Genomic DNA, 25,616 nt, shown 5'->3' with positions numbered 1-25,616 from the left:
GGATCACCCTTTTCCACGAGGGTTGATGGCGTCAGCGCAGCGGCAGGCGACCTGGCTATGACAGTTGCGGGACAGCGCCGGACTCACACCGGACTTCGCTGCGCACTGCGCGTCGGACAAACGCTATCAATGCCCCAAAGGACCGTAACGTCAAGGGTCAGCGGCGCAGCTGGGCCTCGGCGTCGGCGACGACGCGCTGCAGGCGCAGGCCGTGGGCGGCGTCGAGGGGATGGCCGCCACCGTCGCGCACCGTCCGCGCGAACTCCTCCGCGACCGCGTCCAGGGGGTCGTCGTCGAACGGCAGCAGGACCGCGTTCCCGGTCCTGCCGTACACGGCGAACGTCGCGGGCGGCAGGTCGCCGACGGCCGCCATGGACAGCGACGCCTCCGACACGGCCCCGCCCTCGTGCTCCAGCAGCAGCCCGATCCACCCGAACGGGTCCCCGTGGGCGCGCACGCCGGTCACCCGGCCGAGCGCGGCGTCCAGCAGGTCGATGACGTGCGGCCCGACGTCGAGCAGCGCGCCGCGCTCCAGCCGCCAGGGCGTGGCGAACGGGTGGTCGCCCAGCAGGGCGCCGGAGATGTTCGCCGCGTGCCCGCCGAACGGCCGGATCTCGCCGCACCGGGCGAGGAACGTCCTGGTCTGTACGGCATAGCGCAGGGTCAGCACCATCTGGCTGGCCACGCCCGCCTCGGCCACGGCGTCGGCCAGCCGCCGCGCCCCGTCGAGCGAGCCGGCGAGCGGCTTCTCCAGGAGCAGCGCCTTGCCGGCGCGCGCGGCCCGCACGCCCAGCTCGGCCTGGACGTCGGGCGGGACGCAGAACGCCACCGCCTCACAGTGGTCGAACAGCTCCTCGATCCGCCCGTACACGGGCGCGCCCAGCTCGGCCGCCGCCTCGGGACGCCGCGCCCAGACGCCCGCGAGCCGCGTGTGCGGGCCCTTGGCCAGCATCGGCGCGTGCGCCATCCTCGCCCACGGTCCCGCGCCCACGAGCCCGACCGCCACCGGCTCCATGAAGACCCCTCTCACGCCAGATCCCGGACATCCCACTGAGTGTTTTCCATCCTGAAGCCGCAGGTCGCGGGCATGCTGCGCGAGTGGGTCTGATCGACAAGTAGAAGAGCCCCTGGTAGAAGGGTTGTCGACCAAGATCAACCGTTAGACCAGAGGCTCCGAGTTGCTGTTCTACCGCGCCGCGCTGCCGTTGTCACCTCAGACCCTGTCCTATCTGTCCGGCATCCTGCGCCGGCACCGCAAGACGATCAACTCGCCCTGGCGTCGCCTCAACCCCGGCCAACAAGCCCTGCTCGTCCTCGTCCACCTGCGCAAAGGCGAGACCCTGGCAGAGGTCGCCGCAGGCTTCGGCGTCGGCATCGCGACCGCCTGGCGCTACATCCATGAGGCCATCGCCCTGCTCGCCCGCCGCTCGCCCCGCCTGGAGCAGGTGTTACGCGCGGCCAAGCGGGCCGGCTACCCCTACCTGGTCCTGGACGGCACCCTCATCCCCATCGACCGCGTCGCCGCCGACCGGCCCTACTACTCCGGCAAACACAAGAAGCACGGCATGAACATCCAAATCCTGGCCACCCCCGACGGCACACCCTTGTGGACCTCCGGCTCCCTGCCCGGCTCCGTCCACGACCTCAAAGCCGCCCGGATCTGGGGCATCCTGCGCCGCCTCAAGGCCGCCGACCTGATCACCCTCGCCGACAAGGGCTACGTCGGAGCCGGCGAGCACGTACGCGTGCCCTACAAGGGCCGCAACAAGCCCGCCTCCCAGAAGGCCGCCAACGCCGCTCACGCCAAGCTCCGCGGACCGGGAGAACGGGCCAATGCACAACTGAAGACCTGGCGTATTCTGCGCAAACTCCGGTGCTGCCCACTCCTCGCAGGTCAGCTCGTCAAAGCGATCCTCGTCCTTCAGCGCCGCGAGGCGGGATGAAAAGCACTCACTGCCCCACATCCTGACGTACGCACTTCTCAAGCGGGTGCCGCAGATATCCGCTCTCTTGTTTTCGATTTCGCGAGTCGCCGAAAAATCGGTAGCACCAGCATGGGCCTATTCATTCGGAAGCAACTCCCCGTCCCTGCACCTGAAGCGCTGGAGCCCCATACCGCCTTCATCTGTCCGCGAGTGCTCGAACTCAGCTACACCGCTCGCGATACGGTCGGACTCGCCCGGGATCTCAACGACTCCGGCAAGCCGTTTGAGTGGAACGAAGACAGGCGTGCCAGAATCCGCGCCGAGTTGGACGCCTATTTCTTCCACCTCTACGGGACCATACGCGAGGATGTGGACTACACCCTGGAGACCTTCCGGTCGGAAATCGGCGACCTCAAGAACAACGAGATCGCAAAGTACGACACCTACCGCGCCAAGGACCTCGTTCTCCCCGAGTTCGACCGCATGGCGGTCTACGGCCTCGAACTCGAGACGCCCTTGGTCGATGGCGAGAATCACACCTCAACGCCGAATCCTCCGCCCGGCCATGGTCCCCGCCACCCCGCTAGAGGAGAGCCAGAGAGCGAGAGTTAGAAGAGAGCATCGAACTCGCCCATCTTCACGCCGCCAATGAATGCCTTCCACTCGTCGCAGGTGAAGAGCAGTTTGGGACCATCCGGATCCTTACTGTCGCGGACGGCAATCATTTCAGGAAGGTTCATCGCGACCTCGACGCACTGGCCGCCGTTCCCTGAAGAGTAGGACGACTTCTGCCACACAGCGCCACTCAAGTCCATTCTCTCCTCACTTCCTCGATTATCTTGAGGGATTCGCGCTCAGGATACGCCCAGAGCCGGATCGCCTCATAGCGCTCCCAGATCGCGGCCACGATATCGGGATCTGCCGTGATCTGGGCCTGAGCCGGGGCGTCGGAGCTGATGACATCGGGCTGCCCGTGCGGAAGTTTGGCGATCATGAACGGGCCGGCGAGTCCGGGGAGACAATCTGGATTGACGACCTGGATGAACACGGAGGGATGCGTCGCGAGCTCCAGCAGGCGATCAAGCTGCTCACACATCACCTCTGGCCCGCCGACGCGCCGCCGCAGCACTCCTGCGTCGAAGAGAACGGAAACCAGAGGTGGCTGGGCCCGATCGAGGATGCGCTGCCTGAGCATCCTCGCCTCCACGCGCTGCTCCACCTCTTCGGGAGTGGCCCGAGGTTCCATGAGAAAGATATGACGGGCGTACGCCTCGGTCTGTAGAAGGCCAGGAACGAGCAGGGGATCCCACGAACGCAGCACGAGAAGGCTGGGCTCAATCTCCTCCGCCCAACTTCGGAACCAGGGCGGACCGCCCGGTTGGGCGACGATGCGCTCGTAGAGCTGGGCGAAGGAAACGCCCTCAGAAGCGCCGAAGAGCAGGTCCAGCCGTTCGGCGTCGGACCGTGACGGGGTGCGGTTCGCCTTCTCCAGTCTGCTGACCTGCGTCTGCGTACACCCGAGCCGGGCCGCCACCGCAGCCTGGGAGAGCTCTGCGGCCTCCCGCAGCCGCCGCATCTCCGCACCGAAGCGTACGCGCGGAGAGTCCGGATTGATTGACGGCACAGCCTCCATGACATTTCCTCTCTTACTGGAGAAAACGGAAATTCTCGCGGAGTTGATGACTCCTTTAAACCACACCTGACCGGCTGCTGTCATTAGCCCTGCTGTCTTGGCCTGAAGAATCAGTCGCCCGCCGTGACGCCGAGAAGGCACGCTGAACGCACACCTTCTCATCCAGCGCAGAAGCAGAAGCCTGCCCACAGCATTCACCCGACCGGACGCAAATAGCCCGACACCACTATTCGCCGTTCGACCGTACCCACTGGAAGGCAGCCGGAAAGGCGGGAGTATGACAGAGCGCGAAGAGCACGAGAGATTCGGCCACCTGGCCCGGCTGGGCTGGGACCTGCGCGGCCTGGGCTACGACATCTCGCTGGTCATGCCCGCGACCGGCTCGCCGGTCCTGCAGATGTGCACCAAGACCGGCGCCAGGCTTCACATCACCGCCATCCGCCGATACTGCGGCTGGGTGTTCACCTGGCGGCCGTGGTGGGCCCGGCTGTGGCGGCGCGACAGATGGGTGGTGGCCGATGCCGACAATGCCGCCGCCATCATCGCCGCAGAGGTGAACACATGAGAAGGCACCTTCCCCGTGACGTCACCGAAACGGTATTCCAGAAAGCCCCGCATATGACTGATTTCATGGGATTCCAGGCGACGAAAATAGCTGTCCGCGAGGCCCACGGCTGGGCGCTTTATGCATACGTAGAGCGGCCGGCATGAGCACGCGGGATTTCCACAGCGCACACCCCAAACCAGCCAAGAACGGTCTCACCAAGATCAGCTGGTCCGCCTCCACGGACAGGGCCGTGTCCGTCAGGGTCCGGAGTCACACCTGCGGCTGCGTCCCCACGTCGTACGAGCTGTGCGAGGCGGCCGGCCTGGCCTTCATCCGCCGCACCGTACGCTCGTCCGCCAGCATCCACGTCAGCGAGAGCCCCTGGCTGCAGAGGGCAGCGGCGATCAAGCTCTGGACAGCCCTGCTGGAGGGGTGGGCGCGGTGAACAAGCATGACCTTCCCGATCGAGAAGCGCCCCATCCGGTTGCGGGACATCTCGACGGCCCTCCGCGAGAAGTCCCGCCGATGCTCGCTCCGTCCCCCGCACGAGACGGCAAGGAGGCAAGCTGGGACCTGCCCGCCGCGCCTGAAGCGGTGGCCACAGCGCGCCGGCTCGTGCGCGAGGCCCTCGCGGTGTGGGGCCTGTCCACTCTGGCCGACGACCTGACCATGGTGGTGTCGGAGGTCGTCACCAACGCGATCGTGCACGCGAAGTCCGCGGTGACCCTCTCCCTGCACCGGCAGGGCCGAAGCGTCCGGGGCGAGGTGGCCGACCACAGCCCCGTCTGGCCGACTCCGCTACCTGCGGGGCCGGACGAGGAGCACGGACGCGGGCTGGCCATCGTCGCGGCCTACTCCGAACGATGGGGTGTCGATCCGACGCCGGACGGCAAGATCGTCTGGTTCGTCGCGAGGGACGGATCAATTCCGTTTAGATAGGGGTTTGTGCTGGTAGCGTCCGCCGGGTGGCGGAGTGGATCAAGGGGGCTGGGTCGGGTCGGCTGACGAATCTGGTGGGGCTCGGGGCGTTGATCCCGCGCCAGGCGTGCGAGCACCGTTCCCGGCAGCGCGGCGACCACGACACGCCACAACGGCTGAAAGCGTGGGATGAGACCCTGGCGGATCTGCACACGCACGCCAAGACGCCCTTCCGCCACCGCTTCCAGACCGACCTCGTCACGCCGGACGAGATCGCCGTAAGGATTGCCAGTGCTCATGCCGCGCTCAAGGCGGTAGCCGGCGATCAGCACGCTTGACCGGAGAGGATCTGCATCCACAGGGTGCAGGGCCGCGGCGAGGTATCGGTAGCAGCCTGGGTGTCCGTTTCGTGGAGTAACTGTTCCGGGGCGGTAAGAGGAGCCTGGAAACTCATCTGAGAACGAGAACAGGCACGACCTTCGAGATCATGAGGTTCTCGACGCCTATGATCACCAGAGAAGACCGTGCCTGTCCCCTCATCATCGCCGATCAGTGCTGCCCTTGGCCAACTGGCCGAGCACGGGCCGGTGACCGCCTCCGCTGCCGACTGCCTCAGCCTGCTGGAATGCTTCCAACGCCTTCCCGACCCTCGTGATCCGCGTGGCGTCCGGCATACGCTGGCGTCGTTACTGGCCGGTGCCGCGGCTGCCGTGCTGGCCGGTGCGCGCTCGTTCGCTGCGATCGGTGAGTGCGGTGCCTGTCAAACCGAATGAGACATCAGGCTACTTGTGTGGTTTGAGGTGAAGCGTCGCTCTGGAGGGTCGTAGGTGGCCTGTTGATCCACACTCTGGCCGGCAGCGACGGCGGGTAGGGGCGCCGGCCGCGGAACCGCTCGGGGCGGGCCAGGAAGGCCGCGTTCAGCGTGGCGACCCGCTGGGCGTGGATCTTGACGGCGGTGCCGTCGTGCACGGACGCGGGAGTGTGCATCGCGATACCCGAATGACGATGCTCGTTGTTGTAATAATCAAAGAACTGCTCACAGAAGATACGGGCGTCTTCGATCGAGCCGAACCTCCCGGGAAACGCCGGGCAATATTTGAGTGTCTTGAACTGCGCCTCCGAGTAGGGGTTGTCGTTGGACACGCGCGGCCGTGAATGCGACTGATCGATCCCGAGCTGCGCGAGCAGGCCAGTGACGGTGTTCGACGTCATCGACGTGCCGCGATCGGCGTGGATCGCGTCAGGTGCGATCCCGCCGTTGCGCTCGATGGCGCGCTCGATGAACTCCTTGGCCAGAGTGCCGTTCTCGGTCGGCCAGATCTCCCACCAGATGACCTTGCGGGAGAAAATGTCGAGGATGACGTAGAGAAGGTAGTGGACGCCGCGCGCCGGGCCTTTCAGTTTCGTGATATCCCAGCTCCATACTTGATTCGGTCCGTCGGCCTCCAGTTCGGGCTTCTTCTTCGCCGGATGGGTGGCCTGCGCGCGCCGCTCGCCGGACTGGCCGCGCTCGCGCAGCAACCGGTACATGGTGGCCTGCGAGCACAGGTAGGTGCCCTCATCCAGCAGGATCGCCCATACCTGGCCCGCCGACTTGTCGGCGAACCGGGACGAGTCCAGCACCGCCAGCACCTGCGCCCGTTCCTCCTCGGACAACTCCGCCGGGTGATGAAACGGCCGGCGCGGACCTTGCCTGCGCGGCTTCGGATTTCGCTGCCGGTACAGGCTGGCGCGGGCCTTGCCGAGTACCTCGCACGCCTTGGTCGTGCCGACGGCCGTCTCCATGCCCGGGAAATGCTCGTCGATGATGCGGTTCAGGTCTCGTCGGAGTCCGCGCTGCGTGAGATGTCGTCCAGCAGCGCGAATGCTTTTCCCGCGATATTCAGCGCGGTCTTCGTCTTCCCCAGTTCGCTGGTGAGCTTTTCGTTCTTGGCCTCAAGCTTGGCCGCGTCGGCTTTGAGCTTCTTGTTCTCGGCCCGCAGCCGGGCCAGTTCCTCAGATTCCGTGTCCTTCTTCGGTTTACCTGTCGAGGAGGCCAGCGTCCCGTTCTCCTGCTGCTTTCGCCAGTGTTCGATGTGCGAGTGATACAGCCTTTCCCGGCGCATCAGGGCGCCACGCTCGGAGCTGCCCTCGGGCAGAGCGTCGAAGGCCGCCAGGATCCGTGCCTTGTAGGCCGCGGTGAACGTCCGGCGCGTCGGCCGGCTCACCTGCTTGTCGGTCGCCTGACCGTTCTGCCCGCTCATGGCGGCCTGGTCGGCGAGGGTCATCGTCACTGTCTCGATCGTCCTGTCTCGCCCTGCTTCGTATCAAAAGGACTCGTTCATCCCATGTCTCACAGCAGTCTGACAGAGAGGGGTGGATCGCTGATGCCCCCGGGCAGGTTATGACCGCTCTCGGGGTCCGGCGGGATCCGCTGAGCCGGGCATGGCAGCCGCCGGACGAGTCCACCGTGCGACGTCTGTTCGAGCAGCTCGATACCGACGCCCTGGATACGGCGGTCTGCGCCTGGCTGGCCGGGCGAGCCGCCACGGCTGGCGCCTCTACGGACGGCCCGGCTCGCGCGCGTCGCCGGGCTGTGGCCGTCGACGGCAAGGCACTGCGCGGCGCGCGCAACCGCGGCGGTGAGCCGGCCCGTCTGCTGGCCGCCTTCGACCACGTCAGTGGCCTGGTGCTCGCGCAGGCCGACGTGGACGGAAAGACCAGCGAGATCACCCGCTTCCAGCCCTTGCTGGAGCATCTCGACCTGGACGATCGCGTGATCACCGCCGATGCCCTGCACACCCAGCGCGAGCACGCCACCTTCCTCATCGAGCAAAAACGGGCGCACTACGTGTTGATCGTCAAGAAGAACCAGCCCAGCCTGTACGCGCAGGTCAAGCGATTGTCGTGGAAACAGATCCCCGTCCAGCATCGCGAACGTGACCGCGGGCACGGACGTAAGGAACGCCGCACCCTCAAGGTCGTCACCGTCAAGGCCAGGCTGCTGTTCCCTCACGCCGTCCAGGCGATGCAGATCAAACGCCAGGTCGGGGACGGCAGCGCAGGCAGATGGCGGACCGTGACCATCTACGCGATCACTGATCTGCCTGCCTGGCAGGCCTCTCCCGCCGACCTGGCCGCCTGGATCCGCGGGCACTGGAGCATCGAGAACCGGCTGCATTACGTTCGCGACGTCACCTACGCCGAAGACCACAGCCAAATCCGTACCGGCAACGCACCCCGAGTCATGGCCACCCTTCGCAACCTCGCTATCGGTGCCCTACGACTGGCAGGCGCTGACAACATCGCCCAAGCCATCCGCCGTATCTCCCGCGATGCCACCCGCAGTCTCACCGTCCTGGACCTCACATGATCGAGTAACAGGACAAACTCCACTGCAGCGGAGCTCCGGGCGCCAACGGGCAGGGCAACATCGTGGTCATACGGCGCTACGACGAACCGGCGACTTCAGAGTGTGTGTGGGTCAGCCCACGCCAGACCTGCTAGCGCTCGCGTCCCTCCTCCTGGTCGGCATCGCGGGCCATCAACTCATGCATCCAGTTTTCGGCGTCCGCGTGACTCATTCCCGTCTCGCCGCGGATCAGCAAGATCGCCCGCTCCGTGTGCCCTGCGTCAACGAGCTCGCCGACGCGGTCGGCAAGCTGATCGTCAGGCCATGGGTCGTCGTCGTTCGCACGGATGCGCGCGGCGGCGAGCATGTTGACGACGTGTCGTTCTGCCGCTTCGAGCTCGAGACCGGTGTCCTCCTGGATGACCCGGGCCGCGTCCGCCATCCTGCCCTCGCCAAGGAGAACCAACGCACGAGCCCGCGTCTCCTCCGGAAGCGGCATGGGCAATCCAAATTGCCGCCAGGGCCACTGACCTGGAGCCTGTGCCGGGGACGGAGCCGATCGGCGCCGGAGTTTGGAGACCACAATGAGCGTCCCTAAGCTCGCGAAGGTCGTGAGCACGGCCAGCCATTCGAGCCAGTCGATCACCCCCATGCCGCGATCGTACCTCTCGGAACGGAAGGCGTGCCGTGTGCCGTTCGGTGTCATCCGACGGCTCAGGCCATCCGGCCAGACGCGCGGCCCGGCGCGTTACGCCTGGCCGGTGCCGCCAGCCTCACCCAAGCCATCCGCCGTATCTCCCGCGACGCCACCCCAGCTGGCCATTCTCGGCATCACATGATCAGAGAACCGGACAAATATCCACTGCGCCGAAGCCCTGTCTGTGGGCTGGTGGCATCCACGTCAACATCCGGCTGGAAGAGCACAAACTCTGCCTGCTAGTGCTGATCGGGGTGCGCGCCGACGGCCGCAAGGAACTCGTCGCCCTGACCGACGGCTACCGCGAATCGGCCGAGTCGTGGGCGGACCTGCTGCGTGATTGCGCCCGGCGCGGCATGCGTGCGCCGGTCCTCGCCATCGGCGACGGCGCGCTCGGCTTCTGGTCGGCGCTGGCAGAGGTGTTCCCGCAGGCCAGAGCCCAGATGTGCTGGTTTCACAAGATTGCCAACGTGCTCGGGGCGCTGCCGAAGTCGGCCCACCCGGGCGCGAAGAAGGCCCTCTCGGAGATCTGGAACGCCGAAAGCAAGGACCGCGCGCTGGCCGCGGTCGCCGCCTTCGAGGCCGCCTACGGCGCGAAGTTCCCCAAAGCCGTGGCCAAGGTCACCGACGACGTCGATGAGCTGCTGGCCTTCTACGACTATCCGGCCGAGCACTGGCGGCATCTGCGCACCACCAACCCGATCGAGTCGACGTTCGCCACCGTCCGGCACCGCACCAAGGTCACCAAGGGCCCCGCCTCCCGCGCCGCCGGCCTGGCCATGGCCTTCAAACTGATCGAATCCGCCCAGCGGCGCTGGCGCGCGGTCAACGGCGCCCACCTGGTTGCCCTAGATGATTGATTCCAAGGGGTGGAGTTCGGCTGTTCGGCTGCGGACATGAAGCGAGGGCGTTCAAGATCCGTTTGTGACGACAGAACTGAACACCCTCGCGACAGCACTGTACGTGAAGATCGACGATCAGCTGATCGCTTCCCCGGATCTGGCGCCCGAGCGACCCCAGGCGGGCATCCAGCCCCGGCTCAGTGACGCCGAACTGGTGACGCTGGCGGTGCTGTCAGCGCTGCTCGGCTTCACCTCCGAGCGGCGCTGGCTGCGCTACGCCCGCGCTCACCTGAGCGGCCTGTTCCCTTACCTGCCCGGCCAGCCCGGCCACAACAAGCGGCTACGCGCCGCCACCGGCCTGGTGCTGCACCTGATCCGCATCCTCGGCCGCGACACCAGCCTGTGGAGCGACGACGTGTGGGTGGCCGACTCCACGCCGGTGGAGTGCGGCCGGTCCCGGCAGACCGCGCAGCGCTCGGCCCTGGCCGGCCTGCCCGTCGCCTTCGCCCTGACCGGTGCCAAGGCCGACGAACGCACCACCCTGCTGGGCATGCTCGCCACCGACCCCGACCTGCTCGAGCGTCACCGCGGCCAGGACCTGATCGCCGACATGCAGTACTACGGCCGCGACTTCGAACACTCCCTGGCCGGCGAGGGCATCCGCCTGTTGCGTAAGGCCCGCAAAGGCGAACCCCCACGCCCGGGCGCACACGTGTTCAAACCGCTGCGCCAGACCATCGAGTCGATCAACCAGACTCTGAAGGGCCAGCTCGACCTCGAACGCCATGGCGGACGCACAGTCGCGGGCGTCGCCATCCGTGTGATCACCCGCATCCTGGCCTTGACCACCGTGATCTGGCACAACGACAAGACCGGCCAGCCCACTGCCCGATCACTCACCGCCTACGACCACTGATCCCAGGCCCCTTGGAATCAGTCATCTAGACGGTGAGGACGACCTTGCCCATCGTGTCCCTGTTCTCCAGGGCCGCGTGCGCGGCGGCGGCCTCGGCCAGCGGGAACGCCTGCACCGCCGGCGTCAGCAGCCCCTCGGCCGCCGCCTCCAGCGCCCGCGCCCGCAGCTCGGCCATGCCCCCGTCGCGCCCGAGCAGATGGCCGATGCCGTCGAGCACGGCGATGTCCCGCGCCTCCGTCTCGGCGGCGTCCGGCCGGAACCACTCCCCCGACGCCGACCCGAACACCACGTACCGCCCGCCCCTGCCGAGCAGCCCGTGCGCGGCCCGCCCGAGCTCGCCGCCCACCCCGTCGAAGACGACGGTGACCTCGCCGGACGTCTCGCGTACCGACTTGTCCCAGCCCGCCTCCAGGTAGTCGACGGCGAGGTCCGCTCCCAGCTCCGCGACCCGCGCGGCCTTGGCGGGGCCGCCGGCCGCCCCGGCCACGGTCGCGCCGGCGCGGCGGGCGTACTGCACGAGCAGCGTCCCGACGCCGCCCGCCGCCGCCATCACCAGCACCACGTCCTCCGGCCCGATCGGGGCCAGCTCCAGCAGCCCGTACGTGGTCGCGCCCGTCGTGGTCATCGCGACCGCCGCCTCGAAGTCCACGTGGCCGGGCAGCTCGGTCAGGGAGGCGGCGGGCGCCACGGCGCGCGAGGCGTAGCCGCCCGTGCTCACCTCGGACGTCACCACCCGCCGGCCCACCAGCCCGGCGGGCACGCCCTCGCCCACCGCCTCCACCACCCCTGCCACCTCCGAGCCGAGCACGACGGGCAGGTCGGGCGCGGGGTGCGGCCCGACGCCCTGCCCTTGGCGGAGCAGGGTCTCGATGAAGTGCAGCCCGGCGGCGCGCACGGCGACGCGCGCCTCGCCGGGTCCTGGCACGGGGTCGGGAAGGGTCTCCAGCCGGAGGTTGGCGGCTGGTCCATAGGCATGCAGTCTGATCGCGTCCATGACCCCAGCCTGCTACCTCAAGCTCGCTTGAGGTCAAGCGTCCGGAATGATGGTGACCATGGACGAGATGCTGCTGCTCCGGCACGGCGAGACCGAGTGGAGCAAGGCGGGCAAGCACACCGGGCGCACCGACCTGCCTTTGACGGAGCGCGGCGAGCAGCAGGCCAGGGCGCTCGCGCCCCTGGTCGAGAAGGGGGACTTCGGCCTGGTGCTGGTCTCCCCCGCCGAGCGGGCGCGCCGCACCGCCGATCTGGCCGGGCTGACCGACTACGAGGTGGACCCCGACCTGTGGGAATGGGACTACGGCGGCTACGAGGGCATCACCACGCCGCGCATCCGGGAGGACCGCCCCGGCTGGTACCTGTGGCGCGACGGCGTGATCCCCGGCGACGCCGAGCATCCCGGCGAGAGCGCCGCCCAGGTGGCGGCCCGCGCCGACCGGGTGATCGAGCGGGCCCGCGCGGCGGAGGGGCGGGTCGTCCTGGTGGCGCACGGGCACTTCCTGCGCGTGCTGGCCGCCCGCTGGCTCGGGCTGAGCCCGGCCGAGGGCAGGCTGTTCAGGCTCGACACCGGCACCTACTCGCGGCTCGGCCACGAGCACGCCGAGCCGGTGCTGCTGACCTGGAACGCGCCGGTCCACTAGAGCCCGTGCCGAAGGCTCCGGATCCACAAGACGGCTGTGGGTGCGGCGCCGACAGGTGATCAACGCGCGTGCTCATCGTAGGCGCCGGCCAGCCCTCACGAGCGCGCGACCTTTGCCTGGCCCTGGACCTGCCCCTGGAGCGTAAGAACATCGAGAACCCCGCGTCAAGCTCACACGCCTGATCAGCCTTGGCGTTCTCGTGGAGACCGAGCCGGGATTGTTCGCTCAGCCGCATCCATAACCTGGCAACGAGCCCGTCGCCAGCACTCCTCACGCAGCGCAAGCGATCAAAGGGACATCAACTCGCAAACCGCCCTCTGAGCTTGTTCTTTATCCTCCGGATCGTTGTGTTGAGCGGCGGATTGATCGTTTGGGGGACAGCAAGACGGCCTTGAGTGATCATGTGCGGTGTCGAGTCGCTGCTGATCACTACAAGGCCGTGAGGGTGAGTCTGCTGAACGATGCCGCCTGTGTCGAGTCCTCCAGGGTGTTGTCCCGGTTCCGGAAGGACGTTTACGCCTGCCTGCGTGCGCAGGCCGATGCGTTGTTCGAGCTGACCGATGCGTTGTTGTGCGAGCCGGGACCGGTGCACTCGCCGGTGGATCTGAGCCTGTCGCCGGAGTACCGGCGCGGGCACGGCGCCTTGTACGGCGGCCTCAACCACGGCCGGATCGACGTGGAACAGCTGCGCGAGGTGCTGGCCGGGCTGCCGTTACCGCGCTGGCCGGACGGGCGGATCGTCCTGGCAGTGTGCGTGTCGCCGTGGCTGCGCTCAGACGCTGCGTGCTCGGCCGAGCGGTTGTTCTGCCATGTGTATGGCAGGGCCAAGAGTGCCTCGCAGTTCATTCCGGGTTGGCCGTACTCGTTGCTCACTCCCGCCCGGGTCCGGCGCGGGTTTCGGAACCTGCGTCCCGCACTCGCCCAGCCGGCCGGCGCACCCAAACCCTCCAGGCCCGGCCCGAGGCGCCCACCCGGCATCCCCAACCGCCGGCCCGCGCCCCGCTACGACGTCGGCAAGACCGTCAAACGCGGCCGCACCCTCGCAGCACTCCAACAATCCGGACGATGAAGAAGACGTTAGGCGTGTGAGCATCCCGGCGCAGCCGAGTCGATTTCGTGCTCGGCCGCGCCGACGTGCCTGTGAGGTAGCGATCAGTCGGCCCGGCCGCCGGGGTCGGACCTCGTTCCCGTGTCGAACCTCGTTCCCGTGTCGAACCTCGCTGTCACGGGCGCGGTGCTCCAGTCACTCACCTCATCGCCCCTGTCGACGCGCAGTAGTTGCGCCTGCGTGGCTTCCAACAGCTGGTCGGCGCCGGGCAGGAACTCCGGGCCGTTGACGAAGTGCATGACGGCTCCGACGACGTCCTGTCTGTCGTCCTCGTCGAGGTCCTCGGCGTCGAACGGCCTCCAGCCCGTCGCGGTGGCCGCCGCGAGAAGGCGAGCCGGGTCGTGGACGTGCACCTCCAGCAGGCTGATCGTGCGTACGACCGGTCCTGGGAAGGCGTCGAGGCGGGCGTCGTGCGGGGTGCGGCTCTCAAGGTCGCCACCGAGGCCGGCCGAGTCGCGGCGGCCGCGCCGCAGGGACTCCCACGTGGCGGCGAGCTCGGAGGCGTCGGCCCAGGTCCCGTTCACGACATCGGCCAGCGTACGGCGGAAGGAGGCGGCGTGCTGAGCGAGGGCGGGGTCGGTGCAGGCCAGTACGGCATGCAGGGTCGCGGGCTGGCGGGAGCGCTCGACGAGAGCGAGCACCCTGCTCTTGGCGCGGGTGTGCTCGCAGTGGAAGGCGCGAGGGACGGCAGAGGTCATGACGGGTTCTCCATCAACGTGAGGTACGTGGAAAACCGCTGGTGGGCGCGGTACGGCCACACCCCCTGACGGAGAAGTCCTGCCCGCTGGTGCTGCTGGTACGGCCAGCTGCCCGGTTCGGTGTTCGCATCGTACCGCTTGGGTGTTGTTTCTGTTTCGGGTGACTACGCGTCGACTGGACCACCCGGGGTTGAATCGGTCGCGGGGGTGGGCTCGTGTGGATGAGCGCGTCGCTCAAACGAGTTGAACCACAAGACCTCGCAACGGGGAGTTGAGCAGGTCGACCACGCAAAGGCGCTGTTCGTTAGTCCAGACGAGCGCAACGGTCTGGTGGATAAAGAACAAGCTCAGGCAGCGTCCCTCCCCCAGTGCGGGCCCCGCGCTTTGGCAGCGGCCAGGCCGTCGCGGGTGCCGGCGACGATGAGCTCGCGGATGAAGGAGGATCGTGGTGGGACAGTCTGTCGGCTGAGTTCGTGGCCAGGTGTGCCGGAGCTCGGCGCCGCGGTCGAGCATTTCCTGGTCACCATCGGCAACCGCAACACCGCCAAGGCGTACGCGATCGCGCTGCGCGCCTTGACCACCGAACCGGGCGTCGGCGTGCCGTTGACCGGGTTCGGGGGCGAGACAGGCGCCGACCGGCTCGCCGCCTGGTTCACCGGCTGCTGGGGCAGCGCGGCTGCGGCCACCTACAACGCCCGCTTGGACGCGCTCGGCTCCGCCGCCGCCTGGTGGCGCGACCCGGACTGGCTGACCGGCGGTCGACGTCATCGTCTGGCAGATGCCCACCGCCCGGCTGCTGCCCCCGCGTCCTGGGTGTCGGCGGCCTCGTGGCTCTGAGCGCTGATCCACCGCAGGGAGACGGCTCCCATAAGGATCATCGTGCTCCCGCGACGCGGAAGTTGTGGGGTTGGCCAGCCCGCAGCGAGCGTATGCGGGCTGGCCTCGTGCGCGACAGCTGTGTCTTTACCTTGCCTGCGGTCGGACCGCGACGGGTTTGTCGGTCGCGGTGTTGATGACGACCCGGTTGCCCAGCGGCGCCTTCAGCGGGATTTGCACCTTATGTGCGTATGCGGTCAGCATGCTGTACGTCGGTTCTTCCCAAGGCCATGGCCTATCGCAGATGTCCTCCTGTACCAGGACGCCGATGACGACCGTTGATGCGGTTTCCTCCACCTTGGTGTCGACCACGCGTTCACACGGATCGGGATTTTCGGGAGGGCGGCTGAAGGTAACCTGCACAGTCAGCATTCGTCCGTCGGGCGACAATGTCACGTTCTTGACCGTGCGCCACTCCGACGTACTACATCCAGCCGTAATAAGTAAGACACCGGCCACTGCGAGTGTCCTGCGGCCCCAGCCGGCCCTGCGCATGGTCATCGAGCCTGTCCTCGCTTACTTGCGTTTCATGACGTCGCCACCGTACGACTCGCGCAATGTGGTGATGTCGGTGAACGCCACGTAGCAGTCGAGCAGGGTGGATGTGCCGCTGCTCACGATGCCCTTGGCGACCACGGACCCGTCGGGTTGGAACGTGTAGACGGGGCCGCCGGAGTCCCCGCCGTCCTCGTTGAGGCATTCGGAGGGGTGCGTGCCACCGATTGCATTGTCCAGCAGGCCCCCGTCGGTCTTGAAGTAGTCCTCGCTTTGGATGACCTTCCAGGAGCAGTGCTGCCCATACACGGCGCCGCCGATGCAGAACAGGTCACCGGGTATCGACCGTCGTTGCCAGCTGCGTTTCACTTCCTTCTTCTTCCCTGATTCCGGACCCCCGATGAAGATGGACGCGGTCGGATAAATCGAGGCATTCGGGCTCGCCAGCGCCGAGTCGCCCTGCGATTCGTTCTTGCCGGGCAGGAACACGGTCCCCTTACCTGCATTCCAGGTCGACAGCACCTTTTTGCCGAACTCACGTGTCCCGCCTGGGGTGAACATCGCGTCGCCCGTGCTGATGTTGGCCGGGAGACAGTGACCGGCTGTGACCAGCCGCCTGCCAGCGGGAAGCGACCATGCGAATCCGACCGTGCAGGTGTGGCCGTCCCTGTCTTCGAACGCGCCGCCACCATTGATGTATGCGTCATTGTCGTTTGCGCGGGTGTCCGTACCCGCTTGCGCCATGGAGGGCGGGCTGTCCATACCCGCTTGCGTCTGCAGCGATGTGGCGTCGGGCTTGAGTCTGATCACCACGCTGTCGACCCCATATCGCTGGGCCAGCGCCAAGCGAAGCTCCGGCGATACGGCGTTGGCCGTGATCAGTACCTTGTTCCGCTCGGCCCACGGCCGCGCGGAGACGAGCGCGTCCGCCCCAGGCAGTTGAGCGCTGGTCAGCTGCAGCACTTCACGTGCGATCGCGGCGTTCCGCCCATAGCTGGTCGTCACGTCGGGGACCTGGGGGGTGAAGTTGTACGGCTCCGTCGGCCCGGGAGGGCCTTCCTCGTCTTCGTCGGTGTCGCCGTCGGTGTACTCGCCCGGAAGCGTCCAGTCCGTTCCGCCGTATCCGAGGTAGGCCGTACCGGACAACACCGCCGATCCGACAGTGTGGCCGTCAGCCGTGGCCGCGGGCACGATGACCTGGCCGGTGACCATGTCCACGTACGGGTCGGCGAGCTTGTCGGCGTTGGCCTTGACGCGGTCGTAGGCTGCGCTCAGGGCGTGCGCCTGCGGTTCGGCCATTTGCGGGCTGTTGTAAAGCCAGTTCGCGGGAGCCTGGATCACCTCCACCCCGTCGGCCCCTGCCGGGCTCACCACGACCGGGCCGTCGATCGGCGAGAACGTCGCCGTGAGCTTCGGCGGATCGTTGAAGTCGCTGTTCTCCGATGACGGGTAGACGCGGTAGTTCCGGACCGCCCGCTCCGTCGGCGACATCAGCACCAGCCCGTAGTTGCCCACATCAGCAGCCCACTGCTTGGCCACCGCAGTGATGTCCCACGTCATTGGTGTCGGCTCGCAGGAACCGCCCACGCTGCTGAGGTTGGTCACGGCGTTGGCAGTGGTGTTGGTTGGCTGTGTGGCCCAGGTCACCGTCGCCGGGCTCCAGCCGCTCGTGACCTGGCGTACCTGGATGCCGTCACTCACCCGCGACCCGCAGCTCGGGCCGTCGATGTTGAGCAACGACAGGGTCACGTTACTGATCTGCTGCCCCACCAGGGGTGAAGTGTCGAACTTGAGGTATGCCCGGCTCTTGGCGCCGTCCGCTTCGGTGCCAGCCTTCAACGTCAGGCCGCTGCCGTTGGGATCATCGGGATTGACGCTCCACACGTCTGCGTCGGAGGCGGCCGTCATGCTGAACGCCGACTGGAGTGTGACCGGGTATTGCGTCGCTGGATCAGCGAGGAAGCCCAGGTCTGGCTTCAGCTGCAGCATCTGCTGGGCACCGGATTCTTCGACGGAGGTCTCGACCACCCCGATGCCGGGGTTCGTGGCGGGCTTCCGCCCGCCCTTAGCGCTACGGAGCGTAGGCGGAGAATTGACTGCGACGCTCAGCCCAGATGCATCCGCCACCCGCATGACGCCGTCGGAGGTCTCGCGCAGTGAGAGCCCCTTGCCCTGAAAGGGAATCTTGAGTTTCCATGCCTTGGCCGGCCGGGTCCGCAGCACCACGTCGTAGCGGAATCCTGTCGCGAGCGCGGTAACGACGAGGTCGGCACCGGGACCTGCCGCGTCCGGGTAGGTGGCGTGGCTACCGTCCAGGACCGGCTGGGGCAGCGTCGTCGGCCAGGTCAGTGAAAGGGATCGGCCTTCTTGGAGGGTGTAGGTGGTGATCGCCGCATCACCACCACTGGAGAGGGCCAGGTCGCCCTTGATCACTTGGGGCTTCACCACGCCGCCCTGTTCGCTCAGCGTGGGGTCGATCCACGCCCAGGCAGCGTTCTTCTTCACCCGGACCGGCCGCGCCCACATCTCCGTGGTGACGCGACCGTCAGGGTAGCGCCAGTAGCGCGTGGTCTCGGTTGCGGCGCCGAGAAGCTCGACTGGGCCTGTCGCGGTGGCCGCACCCGGAGGAAGGATTGTCGCTGGTCTTGAGGCGGTGTCGGCGTGTGCGGATGTGGTCAGTCCAGCGGCCAGGACAGGTACCACTAAGAGTCCTAACAGGGGTCCCCGTAACGGACTGCGACGTCGTGCAGGAGAGGCAGAACTGGGCACAGAACTCCGATCTCTGACTAAGATCATTGACCGCTGGAAACGTAACAGTAAAGATCGGAAAAAAGCAATATACCGATAAAAGCCGCGCATGCGTAGGAAAGTTTCGCGCCCACGTCGCCGTCAAATCGGTCGTTGCAGTAGTGCGCCGCGACGACGTGCGCCGCAAGGCTCACCTCGACGCCCAGCGGGTACGGGAGCTGTCACACGCCACCGATCTGTGTGCGCAGGCCGCATGGTCGAGCAGGCCAGCGCGATCGGCGATGACAAAGCACGGCGCCGCCTGGCGGCCTCCTGCGAACACGAGACCACGGTCATGGCGCTCGGCGTGGTGCCCGAGGGCGTCGAGGACAGCGCACGGGAGCTGGTGGACAAGCTCGCAGTGATCGATGCCGAGCCCGGCCCGTCGCCCGAGGCGGCCGCGGAAGCCACCCGCGAGGCGGCCAGGCGCCTGGCGGGGCAGGCCCATGTGATGGGCTGGGATCCCGACGCGAAGCTGTGGCGCGCACTCCTCCAGTGGGTCGGGTGGAGGCTGGCCGGCCGTCGCCACCGAGAAGGATCAAAGGCCGAGCAGAGCGGAACCAGCAGATCTCGCCACGGACCCAGCCCGTCAGCCGCCGACCCGCACCCTCACGGCGGCGGCGTGCAGGGCCCGGCCGACCAGCCAGCCGCGCAGTGAGCCCAGGCGGGGGTCGTAGGACAGCGGCTGCTCCCAGAGCGAGAGGAACACCTCCTGGGTGACCTCCTCGGCGGCCCCGCGGCTGCCGGTGACCGTCATCGCGACGCCGTACACGTGCGCGGCGTGCTCGTCGTAGGCGTCGGCCAGCGCGCCGAGGTCGCCGGCGGCCAGGCGGGCGCGCAGGTCCCCGTCGCTCATCGGTCGCACCCCAGCGTGGCGGCGGCGTGGACCAGGTCGCGGGCGAGGCCCGGCTCTCCCTCGGCCGCGTAGGGGAACGCCTCGGGCGGCCACCGCCCGGCGACCAGCCGGCAGAAGTCCACCGCCTCCGCCGACATGAGCACGGCCACGTGGCCGGAGGCGCGCGAGAGCGGGATCGTCCAGGTGCCGCCGCCCGTCCCGGTGAGCACCACGGTCGCCGCGACGGCCCTGCGCGGCCCCCTGAGCGCGCGCGGCAGCAGCGCCAGCGCGAACTCGGCGATCTGGCGCACGTGCACGGCGCGCGGCGCGGCCCTGGAGCGGCCGGTGGCGGCCCTGATGTCGTCGGCGTGCGTCCAGGTCTCGAACATGCGCTGCACGAGGGCCTGGCGCAGCGGGCCGCGGGCGGGGCGGACGCCGGCCAGCCCCACCTCGACGCCGAGCAGCACCTCGCTGCCCGCCGACACCCGTTCGAGCAGGGCGCCGGCCTGGTCGCGCCAGCGCCGGTGCGGGCTCGCGCCGGCGGGAGCGGCGGGCGCGCCCACGAAGCGGGCGATCGCCGCGTCGTTGGCCGTCAGGTGCTCCAGCAGGCCCTCGACCGTGCCGTGCCGGGCGACCGGGGCCCGCCACTGCTCGCCGCGCAGGCCGGCGAGCAGGTCGTCCATGAGCGCCACCTGCTCGGCGTACGGGGCCGCGACGGTGACGACCCCGGGCGCGGCGGGCGCGCGGCGGCGCCGGGCCCCCGACAGCGTCGTCTCGCGCAGCGCGGGCGGGGGCGCGAGCGCCGGCTCCGGCCGGTCGAGCAGCGCCAGCGCCGCCCGGCATTCGGGGCACGCGGCGACGTGGTCGCCGGCGCTCTGCCCGTTCACGAGGTACGGGTCCGTCATGGCCACCTCCGCGACCGGCGTCTCAGCTCGGCGGGCTCCCGGGCGCCAGGCGGCAGCCGGGGAACGGTGCCAGCAGCGTCTCACGCCAGGGGCCGTCGAGATAGTCGCGCGCCCGTTTCGCCCAGTCCAGCAGCCGGGGGTCGGGCGCGGCCTCGTCGTCGAGGCCGAGGGCGGCGTCGCGGGCCCGCTGGGTGGCCAGGTGGTCGTCCAGCGAGACGGCCCAGACGGTGACCGCCTCGCTGTCGCAGAACAGCACCTCGTACAGGCCGACCAGGGTGTGCCCGTGCCCGGCGAGCAGGGGGGCGCGCTCGGCGCGGACGGCCGCGAGGTAGTCGAGGGCGGCGCCGGGCCGGACGCGGGCGCTCTCGAACAGGAACAGCTCGGCGGCGGGCGCCGCGGCCAGCGGCGGGCAGCCGGGCGCGGCGCCGAGCGGCCGGGAGAAGGCGGAGAAGCGCAGGTCGTCGATGTCGGACAGGAACAGCCGCCGGTCCACCCCGCGGTAGATCTCCATCATCTGCCGCCATCCGCCGTCCCAGCCGCCGTGGCAGTCCCAGAGGGTGACGGCCTTGAACTGGGGGTGACCGGTGATGCCGACGGCGTAGAAGGCGCCGACGAGGTCGATGTCGCGGGACCTGATGGACGTCCCGGAGGTGAGCGCCGGAGCCTCGCGCGACCGGTCCTCGCGTTTGTACGCGGTCAGCCACGTGAGGTACTCCAGCGGCCGCCTGGAGTTCATCGGCCGGAAGTCGACCTCTTCGAGCAGGTGGATCGCGCGCCACACCACGCCGCCTCCTCTACCAAGCGGTTGCTTGGCCCGAGGATAGCGATCAGGCCAGCGCTTGGGAAGGCTGCGGCCCCCGGCCGGTGAGCCACTCCAGCACCCGGCGGTGCCCCGAGGTGGCGTCCTCGAAATGGCCCCAGTGCCAGTAGCGGGGCTGGTCGCGGATGCCGGTCACCCACGTCCGGTACGAGAGGGAGGCGCCCGCGGCGGCGGGCGCGACACCATATGTGCGGATCACGACCTTGCCGCCCGGCGCGAACAGCACGTCGTCGGCGATCGGATACAGCGTCATCTGGTCGAGCATGACGTGAATCCTGGCCGAACGACGAGGCCGGGCGGTTACGCCGTCGGCGCGCCGCCGTTAAGCGGGCACGCCGTTTGTGAACAGCGTGTTAAACGAGCAGGCCGTCGAACTCTCCGTCCTTCACCCCGAGCACCAGGGCCCGGATCTCGTCACGGGTATAGATGAGCGCGGGGCCGTCGGGGAAGCGTGAGTTGCGCACCGCGATCCCGCCGTCGGGAAGCTCCGCGAGCTCGACGCAGTTGCCCTGCGAGTTGCTGTAGCGGCTCTTGCGCCACGCGACCTCGGTCAGGTCTGTCGCGGGCATGCCGTTGTAGGTCTGGTTCATCTACATCTTTCTGAGAAGACCGCCGATGAGCTCGACGGTGCCTCCTGGCGTGGTGCTCTCCACGCACAACTGCTCCATGGCCGTGAGGTACGGGTCGATGTCCTCACGCTTGTCCAGGTACAGGGCACCCCAGAGCTGCTCGACGTAGACAACGTCCGACAAGTCGGACTCGGGAAACCGCAAGATGCTGAACGCACCCCCTTCGGCGGCGTGCTTGCCGTACCTGAAGGGCATCACCTGAATGGTGATGTTGGGCAGAGCGGCGACTTCCAGCAGGTGCTGGAGCTGCTCGCGCATGACCTCCCGCCCGCCGATGGTCCGCATGAGCGCCGCCTCGTCGATGACCGCCCACAGCCTGGGGCCGTCCTTCTGGGTGAAGCGCTCCTGGCGCTGCATGCGCACATGCACGCGGCGTTCGATGCCGTCCCGGCTCGCATCGGGGTTGCCCAGCTCGTAGACCGATCGCGCGTACGCGGCCGTCTGCAGCAGGCCGGGCACGAACTGCACCTCATAGGTGCGGATCACGCTCGCGGCCTCCTCCAGGCCCACGTACGTCGTGAACCACGAGGGCAGCTCGGCGGAGTACTTGTGCCACCACCCGGGGGTGTTGGCCTCGCGAACCATCTCCAGCAGGGCTCGGCGTTCGGCATCGTCGACGACGCCGTACAGGGTGAGCAGGTCCTCCACGTCACGTGTCTTGAATCCGACGCGCCCGAGCTCCATCCGGCTGATCTTGGACTCGGACGCCCGGATGTGGAATCCGGCCTGTGCACGGTCGAGCCCGCTGGCCTCACGCAGGCGCCTGAGACTCGCCCCCAGCATGATGCGCCGAACGGTCGAACCGGATCCGGGCGGATCAATGGACACGTGCTGCTCCTTGGTCGTTTCCTCGCGACACAGTCTGTCACTTCACGGCCGAAAGATCATGGGCCGCGGACAAGATCCCCTTTCCCCCTCATTGACCACTTGGGGGCAACCGTAGCGTGTGCACGAAGTGTCTGCACGTGCATTCGCTCTTGCACCTGCACGAGAGTTTGGCCCAGAATGATCACCGTGCAATCCACCACGGCGCCGAGCCAGTGGACCACGTTCGATTGGTGGCCCCCGGTCGGCTGGTGGCCGGAGGCGGCTCGCGATCTGCTGGGCGCAGGCCCGTCCGTGAGCGCCACGTTCGTGCTCCCCCCCACCCTCGCCTCGGTCCACGCCGCCCGCAGCTACACCACCGGCGTCCTCGCCGGATGGGGGCTCTCCGAGCTCGCCGAGAACATGGAGCTGGTGGTCTCGGAGCTGGCCACCAACGCGCTGCGCCACGGCCTGCGCCTGGACGAGCAGTGCCGCTCCTGCCCCGTCCACATGTCGCTGGTCCGCCAGGGATCCCTGGTGACCAGCGCTTTCACCGATCCAGGCGCCTCGGTGCCGGTGCTGCGATACCCTGGCCCCCTTGACACCGGCGGCCTCGGACTCCACATCGTCGAATCGCTCAGTCTCCGCTGGGGCTGGTCGGCCCTCGCCCCCCACGGAAAGATCGTCTGGGCAGTCCTCTCCTGACCGGGGGTGATCTGCATTACCGTGGATGCTCATGGCTCACGGTGAGTCCCGCGCGCGACCCCATGAGAGTGCTGACAGATGGAAGATCACCTGCTCGGCTGGCTGCGAACACTAGACGAAGACAGGCTTGCCCGCATCCTCGCGAACAGGCCCGACGCCATCGCGCCGCCGTGGCCGCGCCGGCTCGACACCCTCGCCCAGCGCCTGGGCGACGGCCTGGCCGTGATGCAGACCCTCCAGCGGCTCCCGCTCCCCTGTCTCCAGCTCGCCGAGGCGGCGCTGGCCCTCCCCCTGCCCACCGCCGGCCGCCTGGCCGCCTTCGTCGACGCCCCGCCCGCCGAGGTGGACCCCTGGCTCGGCCACCTCTACGACCACGCCCTCGCCTGGCCGGGCGACGGCGGCGTGATCCGCCTGGCCGAGGGCGTCACCCGCTGGTGGGCCGCCCCGCTCGGCCTCGGCGAGCCGCTCGACCACTACCTCAACTCCTGGACCATCAGCAACGACGCCCTGCGCGCCCTCGCCCGCAACCTCGGCCTGCCCGCCCAGGGACACAAACGCCGCACGATCACCCGCGTGGCCGAGGCGCTCGGCGACGCCACCCGCGTCCGCGGCCTGCTGCGCGACGCCCCCGACGGCACCACCGCCCTGCTCGACCGCTTCGCCTGGGACGGCCCCGCGCTGCCCGTCGACGGCGGCCGCTTCGTGATGCCCGGCACGCCCGAGAAGTGGTGCGCCGACCACGGCCTGCTGTTCCGGCCGAGCTGGCACGTCGCCGAGATCCCCCGCGAGGTGGCGCTCTGCCTGCGCGGCGCCGACTACCACCCGCCCTTCGCGCCCGAGCCGCCCGAGGTCCCCACCATCCCGGTCGACCCCGAGGAGGTCGACCACCTCATGACGCTGGCCGCCCCGCACGTCGTCGAGCGGGCCGCGGCCCTGCTCGACAACACCTCCAAGAGCCCGCTGCCGCTGCTGAAGACCGGCGGCGTCGGCGTGCGCGAGGTGCGCAGGATGGCCAAGGAGACCGGCTGCGACGAGGACGAGACGCGCCTGCTGCTGGAGATCTGCACGGTGGCCCGCCTGCTGGCCTGGGACGAGCAGTCCGGCGGCCTGGTCCCGACCGAGCGGTTCGACCGCTGGCGGCTCGACGAGGGCGCGGCCCGCCTGCGCGTGCTGCTGTCGGCCTGGTGGCGCATGGAACGCTCGTCGCTGCGCAGGTCCGACGGCCGCTACGGCACGGTGCTCGGCGACGACCCCGCGGGCGCCGCCGTCGCCCGGGTCCGCCGCGCGGTGCTGCCGGTGCTGGCCTGCCTGCCCGCCGGCACCGCCTACGCCGACCGCGACGGCCTGCTCGCCGCCGTCCACTGGCACGCCCCGCTCATCGAGCGCAGGCTCCTGCTCGACTGCGGCCCCGCCGCGCTCGACGAGGCCAGCCTGCTCGGCCTGCTGGTCAACGGCGCGCTCACCGACCTCGGCCGCGCCCTCGCCGAGCTGACCGCCCACCCCGGCGACGAGAGCGACGACTCCGTCCCCATGGTCGAGCACGACCCGGTGCTCGTCGAGGTCTCCACCCGGGCCCTGGCGAGCGTGCGCCGCAGCGCCCTGTTCGGCCCCGACCTGACCGCCGTGGTGACCGGGCCGCCCTCGGCGGAGCTGGCCGCGCTGCTCGACCGGGTCGCCGACCGCGAGTCGCGCGGCGCGGCCTCGGTGTGGCGCTTCACCGCCGAGAGCGTGCGCCGCGCCCTCGACCGCGGCCACGACGCCGACGAGCTGCTCGACGAGCTGGCCGCCGTCGGCGCCATCCCGCAGCCGCTCGAATACCTTGTCCGCGACACCGCCCGCCGCCACGGCGAGGTCACCGTCACCACCGTCGGCTGCGTCATCCAGGCCGGCGACCCCGCCCTGCTGGCCGAGATCACCGCCCACCGCCGGCTGACCCGGCTGGGCCTGCGCCTGCTCGCCCCCACCGTGCTGGTCAGCGCGGCCGGGGCCGAGCGCACGCTCGCGGCGCTGCGCGAGGCCGGCTACGCGCCGGTGCCCGTCTCCGACACCGGCGAGATCACCATCCGCCGCACCCGCCCCGCCGAGCTGGCCGACGGCGCCGAGCCCGGCGCGGGCAAGCTGATCCTGCTGCCCGGCGGCCAGGTGGCCGAGCTGTCGGACCCCGAACTGGAGACCCCGCCCCACCTGCTGGCCGAGCCGCCGCCCGACCCGCGCGAGCACGCCCGGCGGCTGATGGCGGCCGGGCGGGCCGGGGCCGAGCGGAGCGGCCGGACGTGGGCGGTGATCGGCCGCATGGCCACCCGGCTGCCGACGGCCCAGCAGTCGCTGCTCGGGTTCGTCGTCGACCGCGGGGTGCGGGCCGGCATCACGCTCGCCGACGGCCTGACCGCCACGATCAGCCACGGCGAGCTGAAGGGCGGCGCGCTCGACGCCTGGTGCGAGGAGGCGGGCGACTACCTGGAGTTCCCCCTCGCCGAGATCGTCGAGGTGCGGGGCGCGTTCTAGCCG

Annotated in this window: 31 protein-coding genes and 1 pseudogene; 16 read left to right on the top strand and 16 right to left on the bottom strand. The window is 69.0% G+C overall.

The annotated features are described in order from the left end of the window. Nucleotides 1-157: 157 nt before the first annotated feature. A complete protein-coding gene (locus Nocox_RS14030; RefSeq protein ID WP_246649788.1) occupies nucleotides 158-1,030 on the bottom strand; it encodes a Gfo/Idh/MocA family protein in 873 nt (290 codons plus the stop codon). A 148-nt stretch (nucleotides 1,031-1,178) separates the two neighbouring features. On the opposite strand from Nocox_RS14030, the gene Nocox_RS14025 reads away from it, so the two are divergent. Both Nocox_RS14025 and Nocox_RS14020 read left to right on the top strand, forming a co-directional pair. Beyond that, entirely contained in the window at nucleotides 1,179-1,943 is a 765-nt protein-coding gene (locus Nocox_RS14025; RefSeq protein ID WP_219495520.1) for a transposase family protein, read from the top strand. 192 nt (nucleotides 1,944-2,135) lie between these two features. Beyond that, nucleotides 2,136-2,537, top strand: coding sequence for a hypothetical protein (locus tag Nocox_RS14020; protein WP_020547749.1), 402 nt, complete (start codon nucleotides 2,136-2,138; stop codon nucleotides 2,535-2,537). Here the strand turns inward: Nocox_RS14020 and Nocox_RS14015 are convergent. Next, nucleotides 2,534-2,740, bottom strand: a complete 207-nt coding sequence (locus Nocox_RS14015; protein ID WP_020547748.1) for a DUF397 domain-containing protein — start codon at nucleotides 2,738-2,740, stop codon at nucleotides 2,534-2,536. The two genes, Nocox_RS14020 and Nocox_RS14015, sit on opposite strands and share 4 nt — an antisense overlap. Then, nucleotides 2,731-3,558 carry a helix-turn-helix domain-containing protein gene (locus Nocox_RS14010; protein WP_020547747.1) on the bottom strand — a complete coding sequence of 276 codons (828 nt, stop codon included), beginning with the start codon at nucleotides 3,556-3,558 and terminating at the stop codon, nucleotides 2,731-2,733. The genes Nocox_RS14015 and Nocox_RS14010 overlap by 10 nt, the downstream gene beginning before the upstream one ends. Nucleotides 3,559-3,835: 277 nt before the next feature. On the opposite strand from Nocox_RS14010, the gene Nocox_RS14005 reads away from it, so the two are divergent. The 5 genes from Nocox_RS14005 to Nocox_RS44150 all read left to right on the top strand — a co-directional run bounded on the left by Nocox_RS14005 (nucleotide 3,836) and on the right by Nocox_RS44150 (nucleotide 5,796). Continuing rightward, nucleotides 3,836-4,123, top strand: a complete 288-nt coding sequence (locus Nocox_RS14005) for a hypothetical protein (RefSeq protein ID WP_020547746.1) — start codon at nucleotides 3,836-3,838, stop codon at nucleotides 4,121-4,123. 142 nt (nucleotides 4,124-4,265) lie between these two features. Then, nucleotides 4,266-4,550 (top strand): hypothetical protein, encoded by a 285-nt coding sequence (locus Nocox_RS14000; protein WP_157383527.1) that lies wholly within the window; start codon nucleotides 4,266-4,268, stop codon nucleotides 4,548-4,550. Between the two features lie 80 nt (nucleotides 4,551-4,630). Next, nucleotides 4,631-5,044 carry an ATP-binding protein gene (locus Nocox_RS13995; protein ID WP_026215279.1) on the top strand — a complete coding sequence of 138 codons (414 nt, stop codon included), beginning with the start codon at nucleotides 4,631-4,633 and terminating at the stop codon, nucleotides 5,042-5,044. Nucleotides 5,045-5,070: 26 nt separating this feature from the next. After that, nucleotides 5,071-5,361, top strand: coding sequence for a hypothetical protein (locus Nocox_RS13990; RefSeq protein WP_157383526.1), 291 nt, complete (start codon nucleotides 5,071-5,073; stop codon nucleotides 5,359-5,361). Between the two features lie 186 nt (nucleotides 5,362-5,547). Then, complete coding sequence (locus Nocox_RS44150; RefSeq protein ID WP_084685992.1) at nucleotides 5,548-5,796, top strand: transposase family protein; 249 nt, start codon at nucleotides 5,548-5,550, stop codon at nucleotides 5,794-5,796. Nucleotides 5,797-5,800: 4 nt separating this feature from the next. Here the strand turns inward: Nocox_RS44150 and Nocox_RS13980 are convergent, their stop codons facing one another. Together Nocox_RS13980 and Nocox_RS13975 are read right to left on the bottom strand one after the other, a co-directional pair. Beyond that, nucleotides 5,801-6,808: an IS3 family transposase gene (locus tag Nocox_RS13980; protein WP_219495485.1), complete on the bottom strand. Its 1,008-nt coding sequence runs from the start codon at nucleotides 6,806-6,808 to the stop codon at nucleotides 5,801-5,803. Nucleotides 6,809-6,837: 29 nt separating this feature from the next. Continuing rightward, on the bottom strand, nucleotides 6,838-7,296 hold the full coding sequence (locus Nocox_RS13975; RefSeq protein ID WP_219495483.1) for a hypothetical protein: 459 nt from the start codon (nucleotides 7,294-7,296) through the stop codon (nucleotides 6,838-6,840). 176 nt (nucleotides 7,297-7,472) lie between these two features. Between Nocox_RS13975 and Nocox_RS13970 the strand changes: the two genes are divergently transcribed. Then, complete coding sequence (locus Nocox_RS13970) at nucleotides 7,473-8,375, top strand: ISAs1 family transposase (protein ID WP_157383166.1); 903 nt, start codon at nucleotides 7,473-7,475, stop codon at nucleotides 8,373-8,375. A gap of 130 nt (nucleotides 8,376-8,505) precedes the next feature. Here Nocox_RS13970 and Nocox_RS13965 read toward each other — a convergent pair whose 3' ends face one another. Beyond that, nucleotides 8,506-9,006: a hypothetical protein gene (locus Nocox_RS13965; RefSeq protein WP_026214574.1), complete on the bottom strand. Its 501-nt coding sequence runs from the start codon at nucleotides 9,004-9,006 to the stop codon at nucleotides 8,506-8,508. A gap of 227 nt (nucleotides 9,007-9,233) precedes the next feature. Between Nocox_RS13965 and Nocox_RS13960 the strand changes: the two are divergent. Together Nocox_RS13960 and Nocox_RS13955 are read left to right on the top strand one after the other, a co-directional pair. Beyond that, nucleotides 9,234-9,902 (top strand): annotated as a pseudogene (locus Nocox_RS13960) (IS256 family transposase); the annotation flags it as partial. Between the two features lie 73 nt (nucleotides 9,903-9,975). After that, the gene (locus Nocox_RS13955) at nucleotides 9,976-10,809 is read left to right on the top strand and encodes a transposase (protein ID WP_026214575.1); all 834 of its coding nucleotides are present in this window, start codon (nucleotides 9,976-9,978) and stop codon (nucleotides 10,807-10,809) included. A 25-nt stretch (nucleotides 10,810-10,834) separates the two neighbouring features. Here Nocox_RS13955 and Nocox_RS13950 read toward each other — a convergent pair whose 3' ends face one another. Further along, nucleotides 10,835-11,803, bottom strand: coding sequence for a zinc-binding dehydrogenase (locus tag Nocox_RS13950; protein WP_020544368.1), 969 nt, complete (start codon nucleotides 11,801-11,803; stop codon nucleotides 10,835-10,837). Nucleotides 11,804-11,861: 58 nt separating this feature from the next. Between Nocox_RS13950 and Nocox_RS13945 the strand changes: the two genes are divergently transcribed. Further along, entirely contained in the window at nucleotides 11,862-12,446 is a 585-nt protein-coding gene (locus tag Nocox_RS13945; protein WP_026214576.1) for a histidine phosphatase family protein, read from the top strand. A gap of 445 nt (nucleotides 12,447-12,891) precedes the next feature. After that, on the top strand, nucleotides 12,892-13,515 hold the full coding sequence (locus Nocox_RS13940; protein WP_211212712.1) for a transposase: 624 nt from the start codon (nucleotides 12,892-12,894) through the stop codon (nucleotides 13,513-13,515). An 83-nt stretch (nucleotides 13,516-13,598) separates the two neighbouring features. On the opposite strand, the gene Nocox_RS13935 is transcribed toward Nocox_RS13940, so the two are convergent. Further along, nucleotides 13,599-14,252 carry a hypothetical protein gene (locus tag Nocox_RS13935; protein ID WP_020544371.1) on the bottom strand — a complete coding sequence of 218 codons (654 nt, stop codon included), beginning with the start codon at nucleotides 14,250-14,252 and terminating at the stop codon, nucleotides 13,599-13,601. A 483-nt stretch (nucleotides 14,253-14,735) separates the two neighbouring features. Here Nocox_RS13935 and Nocox_RS13930 point away from each other — a divergent pair, with 483 nt between their 5' ends. Further along, nucleotides 14,736-15,089 carry a hypothetical protein gene (locus Nocox_RS13930; protein WP_020544372.1) on the top strand — a complete coding sequence of 118 codons (354 nt, stop codon included), beginning with the start codon at nucleotides 14,736-14,738 and terminating at the stop codon, nucleotides 15,087-15,089. Nucleotides 15,090-15,215: 126 nt separating this feature from the next. On the opposite strand, the gene Nocox_RS13925 is transcribed toward Nocox_RS13930, so the two are convergent. Then, complete coding sequence (locus Nocox_RS13925; RefSeq protein ID WP_157383167.1) at nucleotides 15,216-15,629, bottom strand: hypothetical protein; 414 nt, start codon at nucleotides 15,627-15,629, stop codon at nucleotides 15,216-15,218. 15 nt (nucleotides 15,630-15,644) lie between these two features. Continuing rightward, nucleotides 15,645-18,128, bottom strand: a complete 2,484-nt coding sequence (locus Nocox_RS13920) for a DNRLRE domain-containing protein (RefSeq protein WP_157383168.1) — start codon at nucleotides 18,126-18,128, stop codon at nucleotides 15,645-15,647. A 496-nt stretch (nucleotides 18,129-18,624) separates the two neighbouring features. Between Nocox_RS13920 and Nocox_RS13915 the strand changes: the two genes are divergently transcribed. Next, the gene (locus Nocox_RS13915) at nucleotides 18,625-19,068 is read left to right on the top strand and encodes a hypothetical protein (RefSeq protein WP_026214577.1); all 444 of its coding nucleotides are present in this window, start codon (nucleotides 18,625-18,627) and stop codon (nucleotides 19,066-19,068) included. Here the strand turns inward: Nocox_RS13915 and Nocox_RS13910 are convergent. From Nocox_RS13910 to Nocox_RS13885, 6 genes are all read right to left on the bottom strand, one after another. Next, on the bottom strand, nucleotides 19,000-19,266 hold the full coding sequence (locus Nocox_RS13910; protein ID WP_020544376.1) for a sigma factor: 267 nt from the start codon (nucleotides 19,264-19,266) through the stop codon (nucleotides 19,000-19,002). The two genes, Nocox_RS13915 and Nocox_RS13910, sit on opposite strands and share 69 nt — an antisense overlap. Then, the gene (locus tag Nocox_RS13905) at nucleotides 19,263-20,150 is read right to left on the bottom strand and encodes a maleylpyruvate isomerase family mycothiol-dependent enzyme (protein WP_020544377.1); all 888 of its coding nucleotides are present in this window, start codon (nucleotides 20,148-20,150) and stop codon (nucleotides 19,263-19,265) included. Before Nocox_RS13905 ends, Nocox_RS13910 begins: the two co-directional genes overlap by 4 nt. A 22-nt stretch (nucleotides 20,151-20,172) precedes the next feature. Then, complete coding sequence (locus Nocox_RS13900; protein ID WP_020544378.1) at nucleotides 20,173-20,934, bottom strand: hypothetical protein; 762 nt, start codon at nucleotides 20,932-20,934, stop codon at nucleotides 20,173-20,175. Nucleotides 20,935-20,977: 43 nt separating this feature from the next. Next, entirely contained in the window at nucleotides 20,978-21,235 is a 258-nt protein-coding gene (locus tag Nocox_RS13895) for a hypothetical protein (protein WP_020544379.1), read from the bottom strand. Between the two features lie 88 nt (nucleotides 21,236-21,323). Next, nucleotides 21,324-21,560, bottom strand: coding sequence for a DUF397 domain-containing protein (locus Nocox_RS13890; RefSeq protein WP_020544380.1), 237 nt, complete (start codon nucleotides 21,558-21,560; stop codon nucleotides 21,324-21,326). After that, nucleotides 21,561-22,382: a helix-turn-helix domain-containing protein gene (locus tag Nocox_RS13885; RefSeq protein WP_020544381.1), complete on the bottom strand. Its 822-nt coding sequence runs from the start codon at nucleotides 22,380-22,382 to the stop codon at nucleotides 21,561-21,563. Nucleotides 22,383-22,604: 222 nt separating this feature from the next. On the opposite strand from Nocox_RS13885, the gene Nocox_RS13880 reads away from it, so the two are divergent. Together Nocox_RS13880 and Nocox_RS13875 are read left to right on the top strand one after the other, a co-directional pair. Further along, nucleotides 22,605-23,108 carry an ATP-binding protein gene (locus Nocox_RS13880; RefSeq protein WP_020544382.1) on the top strand — a complete coding sequence of 168 codons (504 nt, stop codon included), beginning with the start codon at nucleotides 22,605-22,607 and terminating at the stop codon, nucleotides 23,106-23,108. 78 nt (nucleotides 23,109-23,186) lie between these two features. Beyond that, nucleotides 23,187-25,613, top strand: a complete 2,427-nt coding sequence (locus Nocox_RS13875) for a helicase-associated domain-containing protein (protein WP_020544383.1) — start codon at nucleotides 23,187-23,189, stop codon at nucleotides 25,611-25,613. The last annotated feature ends 3 nt before the right edge of the window (nucleotides 25,614-25,616 follow it).

The sequence above is a fragment of the Nonomuraea coxensis DSM 45129 genome (assembly GCF_019397265.1).
GTDB lineage: Bacteria > Actinomycetota > Actinomycetes > Streptosporangiales > Streptosporangiaceae > Nonomuraea > Nonomuraea coxensis.
This window is presented reverse-complemented; position numbering and strand designations above follow the sequence as displayed.